This is a genomic window from Schaalia sp., assembly GCF_050312375.1.
Lineage (GTDB): Bacteria > Actinomycetota > Actinomycetes > Actinomycetales > Actinomycetaceae > Pauljensenia > Pauljensenia hyovaginalis.
This window is the reverse complement of sequence record NZ_JBNOYB010000118.1, coordinates 1-6228: the sequence shown is the minus strand read 5'-3', so window position 1 is coordinate 6228 and position 6228 is coordinate 1. Positions and strand designations below refer to the sequence as shown.

7 protein-coding genes are annotated in these 6228 nt (G+C 70.4%); 3 read left to right on the top strand and 4 right to left on the bottom strand.

Annotated features, from left to right (window positions below):
* Positions 1-2297: SbcC/MukB-like Walker B domain-containing protein (locus ACQY7V_RS09485; protein WP_428640004.1), on the top strand; the 2297-nt coding region annotated here is incomplete at its 5' end.
* Positions 2298-2375: 78 nt separating this feature from the next.
* On the opposite strand, the gene ACQY7V_RS09480 is transcribed toward ACQY7V_RS09485, so the two are convergent.
* The 3 genes from ACQY7V_RS09480 to ACQY7V_RS09470 are packed head-to-tail and all read right to left on the bottom strand — an operon-like array spanning position 2376 to position 4787.
* On the bottom strand, positions 2376-2837 hold the full coding sequence (locus tag ACQY7V_RS09480) for a DUF6912 family protein (protein ID WP_428640002.1): 462 nt from the start codon (positions 2835-2837) through the stop codon (positions 2376-2378).
* A 4-nt stretch (positions 2838-2841) separates the two neighbouring features.
* A complete protein-coding gene (locus tag ACQY7V_RS09475) occupies positions 2842-4161 on the bottom strand; it encodes an AAA family ATPase (protein WP_428640000.1) in 1320 nt (439 codons plus the stop codon).
* On the bottom strand, positions 4158-4787 hold the full coding sequence (locus tag ACQY7V_RS09470; RefSeq protein ID WP_320836479.1) for a hypothetical protein: 630 nt from the start codon (positions 4785-4787) through the stop codon (positions 4158-4160). The genes ACQY7V_RS09475 and ACQY7V_RS09470 overlap by 4 nt, the downstream gene beginning before the upstream one ends.
* A gap of 144 nt (positions 4788-4931) precedes the next feature.
* Between ACQY7V_RS09470 and ACQY7V_RS09465 the strand changes: the two genes are divergently transcribed.
* A complete protein-coding gene (locus ACQY7V_RS09465; RefSeq protein WP_154478262.1) occupies positions 4932-5144 on the top strand; it encodes a helix-turn-helix domain-containing protein in 213 nt (70 codons plus the stop codon).
* Between the two features lie 22 nt (positions 5145-5166).
* On the opposite strand, the gene ACQY7V_RS09460 is transcribed toward ACQY7V_RS09465, so the two are convergent.
* Positions 5167-5733: a hypothetical protein gene (locus ACQY7V_RS09460; protein ID WP_184452189.1), complete on the bottom strand. Its 567-nt coding sequence runs from the start codon at positions 5731-5733 to the stop codon at positions 5167-5169.
* 120 nt (positions 5734-5853) lie between these two features.
* On the opposite strand from ACQY7V_RS09460, the gene ACQY7V_RS09455 reads away from it, so the two are divergent.
* On the top strand, positions 5854-6228 hold a 375-nt coding region (locus ACQY7V_RS09455), incomplete at its 3' end, for a hypothetical protein (RefSeq protein WP_428639998.1).

Genomic DNA, 6228 nt, shown 5'->3' with positions numbered 1-6228 from the left:
GCGTCGCGCGATCCGCGAGGGAGCGCGAAGCCGCGGCGCGGGCCGAGCTCCCGCGAGCCCAGGAGCGCCTCGACGGGGCCCGCGGCGCACTCAGTGCGGCTGAGGCCCTCAACGCCCTGATCGTCCGGCGCGCCGAGCTCGAGGCGAAGAAGGAGGCGCTTGAGAGCAGGACGGAGCGGGTCGACGCGGCGAGGGCGGCGCTCGCGCATTCGCGTTCAGCCGCCCCGATCATGCCCCTGCTCGATGCCGAGGAGAGGGCCCGCGAGCGCCATGCGAGTTCGGCCGCCGCTCTTGACGAGGCGATCGAAGCGACGCATCGCCTCGCCCCCGAGGTGCTTCTTCCCGAGGGCGCTCCCGATGCCCCATGGGCGGAGTCGGCGCGTCGGACGATACGGGAGTCATCCCTGCGAAGGACCGAGCGCCGCAGCGCGATCCGCGAGCTCCTCGGACTCGAAGCCGGGCTCGCCGCACGCCGCGATCAGGCGGATGAACTCGATGCGCTGATCGTGAAACGCGAAGAGGAGCGGAGCCGCATCGCCGAAGGACTCGAATCGATCCCCCTGGTGCTCGCTGAACTCGAGGCCCGGGAGCGCGCCCTTCGGCTCGAGCGCACGAGCCTTGAAGGCGCCCCCGAACGCCTCAAGAGCCTCGCCCCGCGCGTGCAGGCGGCGGAATCACTCCCCGGCCTGCTCGAGCGGGTAGAAGAATGCGCTGCGGGCAGCGCCGCCGCCCGCACCGCCTCCCGCGAGGCCGCGGCGCGCGCCCACGAGGCCCACGAGGCCTGGCTCCGGCAGACGGGCGCCGTGCTCGCCGCCGAGCTCGAAGACGGCGAGGCCTGCCCCGTCTGCGGTTCGACTGCGCATCCGGCGCCCGCGGCCCCCATCGACACGGCGCTGCTCACCAGAGCCGATCTCAAGGCCCTGGACCATGCGCGCGATGAGGCGGATGCCGCACTCGTCGAAGCGAATCGCCGCGAGGCCGAGGCGAGGAGCGAAGCCGCATCGGCCTCGGAACGCGCGGGAGCGCCGGCCGAGGAACTCGCGCGGCTCGCGGCGGACGCCGAGGCCGACTCCGCGCGTCTGAACGCGATCGATGAGCGTCTGAGCAGCATCGCCGAGGAGCTCGCATCCCGGCGCGACGCGGTCGAGAAGCTGCGCCCCGAGCTCTCAGCGGTGAGCGAGCTCCTCGTCGAAGAGCGCACGCGCCTTCAAGCGCTCCGCGAGGGCATCGACGAGGACGCCGCGAGGTGCGCCGCCGCTCACGAGGGATTCGACTCGCTCAGCGATCTCGACGAGGGGCTGTCGGGAGTGCTCGCTCAGCTCGAAGGCGCGAACGGGGCCATCGACGAATGGTCGCGCAGCGTCGAGGCGCGCGATACCGCGAGGGCTGATGCGGCCCGCGTTCTTGAGTCTTTGGGCCTCGCCGATTCCGAGGAGGGCCGGGCCGAGGCCAGGAGCAGGGTCCTCGATCCCGCACGCCTCACCGAGCTCGAAGCGCTGATCTCGGACTTCGAGGCCGAATCCGCTGCGGTCCGCGAAGCCCTCGCCTCCGAGCCGCTGCAAGGCATCCGCGAGGCGGAGCCCGTGGACACGGCGCCCCTTCAAGCGGCGCTCGCCGAGGCGCGCGGCCTGCAGGAACGGGTGAGCATCGAGTTCGGCAAGCTCTCGGAGGCCGCCGATTCCGCTCAGCGCGCCCTGGACGAGTTCCTGGCCGCGCGCGCCGGCCTCGAGGCCGCGCGCGCCGAGGCCGGCCCCATCCGGCGTCTCGCGGGCATCGCGGACGCCTCCTCCAAGGAGAATCTCATGGCGACGCCGCTCGCCTCCTGGGTCCTCATCTCCCGCCTCGAAGAGGTTCTCGCGGCGGCGAATCCGCGCCTCCTCGCGATCTCCGCGGGGCGCTACGAATTGATCGGCGCTCCGGACGACGGCACGAGTTCGAGGCGCCTGGGATTGGGGCTCAAGATCCTCGACCACGAGACGGAGGAGGAGCGCGCGACGCGGACCCTGTCGGGCGGTGAGACCTTCTACACCTCGCTCGCGCTCGCCCTCGGCCTCGCGGACGTCGTCGCGTCCCAAGCGGGCGGCATCGAACTGCGGACGATGTTCATCGACGAGGGATTCGGCTCCCTCGATTCGGCGACGCTCGACCTCGTCATGGCCCAGTTGCACGCCCTGCGCGATTCCGGGCGCACGGTCGGCGTGATCAGCCACGTCGATGAGATGGCCCGTCAGATCCCCGACCAGATCCGCGTCTTCCGGAAGGGGGAGCGCGGATCGACGCTCGCCCTGCGGGTGTGAGGGCGCCGGCCGGATCGGGAACGGACCCGCTCAGGAGAAGGGCTGATCAGGAGGGGGAGCGGTCAGAAGAGGATCCGCTCAGGAGAGGGACCGGGCGATGAAGCGAGCCATCGATTCACGCTCGGAGACGTCGTACCAACCGAGGGAGAACTCCCAAAGATCGGCGACGGCGGCGTCCGCCTCATCCTGCTCCTCGGCGTCGAGGACTCGTCGTACGGCAGGCGCAGCCTCAGGATCATCGGAGAGGATCGCGGCGACCGCATCCCAGACGATCGCGAAGTCGCCGGCCTCCACGACCCCCTCCCCCTTCGGCTGCGGCGCGTCGACGTCCTGGGCGACCACCATGCGCAGCGGCCTCTCGCCCTCCTCTTCACGCATGAGCGAGAGCGCGAGAAGGGCCGCCTCGGTCTGGGCATCGTCCTCGAGGACCTCCACGCCCTCACGATCGCAGTCAGCCGGCGCAACGACGGTGAAGCCGCTGCGCGGACGGGGGGAGTCGTCGAGGAGTTCAGAAGGGAGGAGCGGAAGGTAGACGCGCATGCCCCTAGTGTTTCACACGTCGGCCACGACGTGTTCCCCGCGGAGCACGCGCCCCCGCCCCTCCGAGGCTTCGCGCCGCATCGGACAGCGCCTGCGCCGCGGGGGACTTCGGAGAGGCCGCGACAACGCTGCGCCCTTTGAGGAGCCCCTTCGCGACCATTGCGTCCTCGGGGATCAGGTGCGCGCTGCGCCCCGGGATGATCGCCTGCAGCGCCGCCCCGATCGCGCCGGAGGGCCTGGGACCCGTCGCCGCAGAGTCGACCCTGTTGATCACGATGCGCGGCTGCGCCGAGGCGCCCAGCTGCCCGAACCACGCGAGAGCGTGCGCGAGACGCGAGATCCCGAGGACGTCCGCCCTCGCCACGCAGAGGATCTCGTCGGCCCGCCGAAGGATCGCGGCGGTCGTGTCGTCCCGGTCGCCGATCTGCCGGGTCTCATCGGCCACTTCGTCGAGGCTCACCGCCGCGAGATCGACGACCACCCAGGGGCTCATGCGCGCGGCCGCCGTGACGATCGCGTCGAGGGCTGCGGGCCCGACCTCCCTCCACCTGTGAGGGGTGGTCAATCCGGTGAGTATCGAAAGATGATCCGTATAGGGGATCAGCGCGCCCTCGAGGCCGAGGCCGTCGAGGGCCCCGCGCAGGGCGGCGCGGGAAAGCGCGGCGATGCCGGAGGAATCGACGGGGATCCCGGCCATGTGCGCGAGGGAGGGATTCCTCAGATCGCCGTCGATGAGGATCGTCGGAGAGTCTTCGGCGAGCGCGTGAGCGATTCCGAGGGCGAGCGTTGAGCGCCCCGGCGCGCCCGAGGTTCCCCATACGGCCACGATCCTCCCCTGCGGCCCTTCCGTCCCGGTCTTGTCCGAAGGCGGGGCATCAGGGCCGAGTCCGGCGTCAGAGCCGAGGTCGCGCGCCGGGCATGCGGCTTCTTCGAAGGGGTCGGGCGGCATGGAATCACTCGTCACCAGGCCGATCCCACCGCGAATGCGGGCCTCCAGCGCCTCGACGATCCCTTCGGCGTCGTCCTTTAGCGCGAGCGCGTCGGCTCCCAGGCTGCGCGCCTGCGCCCGAGTCGACGCATCGACGAGCAGGACGACACCGGCTCCGCCGATGCGGAGCTCTTCGATCACGAGGGCGTCGAGGTCGGGCTCGGCCGCGCGAAGAACGACGAGGTCGGCGATTCCGGCCCGTACTGCCGCTCGGACTTCGGGAAGGTCCGCGCATCTGCGCACCACCTTCAGATCGGCCCGCGCGTCGACGGCTTGAACGATGCGGCCCTCGTCCTCGGGATCGGCGAGGAGGGCCACTAAGTGCCGCGGGCTCATGCCGGACCGATCGGCACGGCTGCGAGGACTCCCCGACCGCTCATGGCGTCGAGCACATTCGGCAGATCCGAGGATCCGACGAGGACTTCGATCCTCGAAGCGCTCCTCGTCAATGCCGAGTCGGACTCGAGGATCTTCACGAGTGTGACGGAGGCGGCGATCCTGACGGATCCGGGGCGCCCCTCCTCGTGACGCTCATCGGCCGGCAGGGACCACAGCTCGAGCGCATCCCCGGGTGAGGCGCTCGAGGGCAGGCCCTCGGCGACCGCGATGACAAGTCTGCGCGTGCGCGAATCCGCTTCCGTGGTGACCGCCGATTCCGCGAGGAGCTCCTGAGCCCCCATCGAGTGCGCGGCGAGGGCGCCGTCGGGCAAGGCGCCCTCGAGGACGTAGGCGCTCGATTCGGTCCGGGCGTCGACGATCTCGATGTTCGTTTCGTCGAGCCTCTCGCCGATCGCGATCGCCCTCGTCGTCCGGTACACGGCCTCGCCGGCGCGCGCATCGGCGACGAGCCATGCGCAGGCGAGAACGGACAGGGCGATCAGTGCAATGCCGCCGAGGAATCGCGGGTCGCGCCACAGTCGGCGCGGTGCGGATACGCGCAGAACGCTTCTTCGAGTTCTCACGGGGTCAATATTGATCGAAATGCGCGCCTCGCGCCGACATTCCACAACGTGAATTCCCGGTAGGCTCGATCGGGGCGAACGCGCACCATCCACACCCAACGCGCCCATACGGCGCGGACTTCGACGAAGTGGGATAATCGGGTCATGAGCCCTCGATTCCTCACCCTGGCCGATGTCGCCGAGACGCTGAACCTCACGATGTCGGCGACCCGTTCGCTCGTCTCCTCGGGGGAGCTGCCCGCGATTCAGGTGGGCGGCAAGAAGGTGTGGCGCGTCGAGGAGTCCGCTCTCGAGAAGTACATCGAGGACCAGTACGCCGCGACGCGCTCACGGATCGAGGAGAACCTCTCGGTCTGAGCGACGGGCCCGTCTCGCGGGCTCACATGTCGATGTAGCTCCTCACCCCCGCGGTCCGCACGTACCTGATCCCGCTGTGGGCGAGGCCGAAGCGGCCGCCCGGACTCCGATCGCGCGAGTCGATGACGGTCTCGGGGGCATTGGCCTCCATGTCGAAGTGATCGGCGAAGACGCCCAGGATCACTCCCGCGTGGCGTCCGGCGTCGTGGTCGACGACGACCGGCATCCTCTCGTTCGCGAGCGCGCGCAGGACGGAGGAGATCGCGATGCCCGCGGTCGCGCGCGAGCAGTCCGCGCTCATCCCGAGGGGGCTCGCCGCGACGATCGCGCTCAGGGGGATCAGCGCGTCCCCGAGATCGTCGCGAAGGAGGATCCAGCCCTTCCGCGCGCGCACGAGCAGGCCTTCGAGGGGTTCGCCTCCGCGCACGATGACGCGCAGGGCCTCGCCTTCGCGCGCGGCGATCCGATCGGCGAGGGCGAGGGCGACGCGCTCGGCTTGCGCGAGTTCATCGACCAGGGCATCGGCATCGGCGCGCCGTCGCGCGTCGAACTCGGATTCGAGGGAGCGCAGGAAGAGGTCGAGGTCCACGGGTACAGAGTGCCATTGAGAAGACCTTCCGGGCGGCTATTGACAGTCGATGAATCCCGATTCACACTAAGTGACACGAACCGATTCGTTCCGATACGTTAACGCAGCAAAAGAGGCGATATGATGCTGACTGATCGATCTCGCGATCTGAGGATCGCCGCCGCGACCGCGGTGCTCGGGGGCGCCGGAGCCGCAGTCCTCCTCCTCGGGGCGCACTGGGCCCGGCCCCTGATCTCCTATGCCCGCCCCGAGCTCGCCCTCGCGTTCCTCCTGGCGCTCGTCGGAGCGGTCGTCCTGGCCTGGAATGCGCTGTGGGCGATCGCGGCCCTGCTGTCCCAGGCGCATGCGCTTCCCGAGCGCGCCCGAAGGGGCCTCCTGAGGGCGGCGAGGGCATGCGGAACCGGACGGGCCCGAAGGATCATCTCCCGCTCCCTCGCCTCTTCAGCGATCGGGGCGAGCGCCCTCGGCCTGGGGATGGGCGCAGCTGGCGCAGAT

Excerpts from the sequence above, each read along its gene's own strand:
- ACQY7V_RS09475 (WP_428640000.1), bottom strand. The coding sequence starts at position 4,161 with ATGAGCCCGCGGCACTTAGTGGCCCTCCTCGCCGATCCCGAGGACGAG.
- ACQY7V_RS09465 (WP_154478262.1), top strand. The coding sequence starts at position 4,932 with ATGAGCCCTCGATTCCTCACCCTGGCCGATGTCGCCGAGACGCTGAAC.
- ACQY7V_RS09480 (WP_428640002.1), bottom strand. The coding sequence starts at position 2,837 with ATGCGCGTCTACCTTCCGCTCCTCCCTTCTGAACTCCTCGACGACTCC.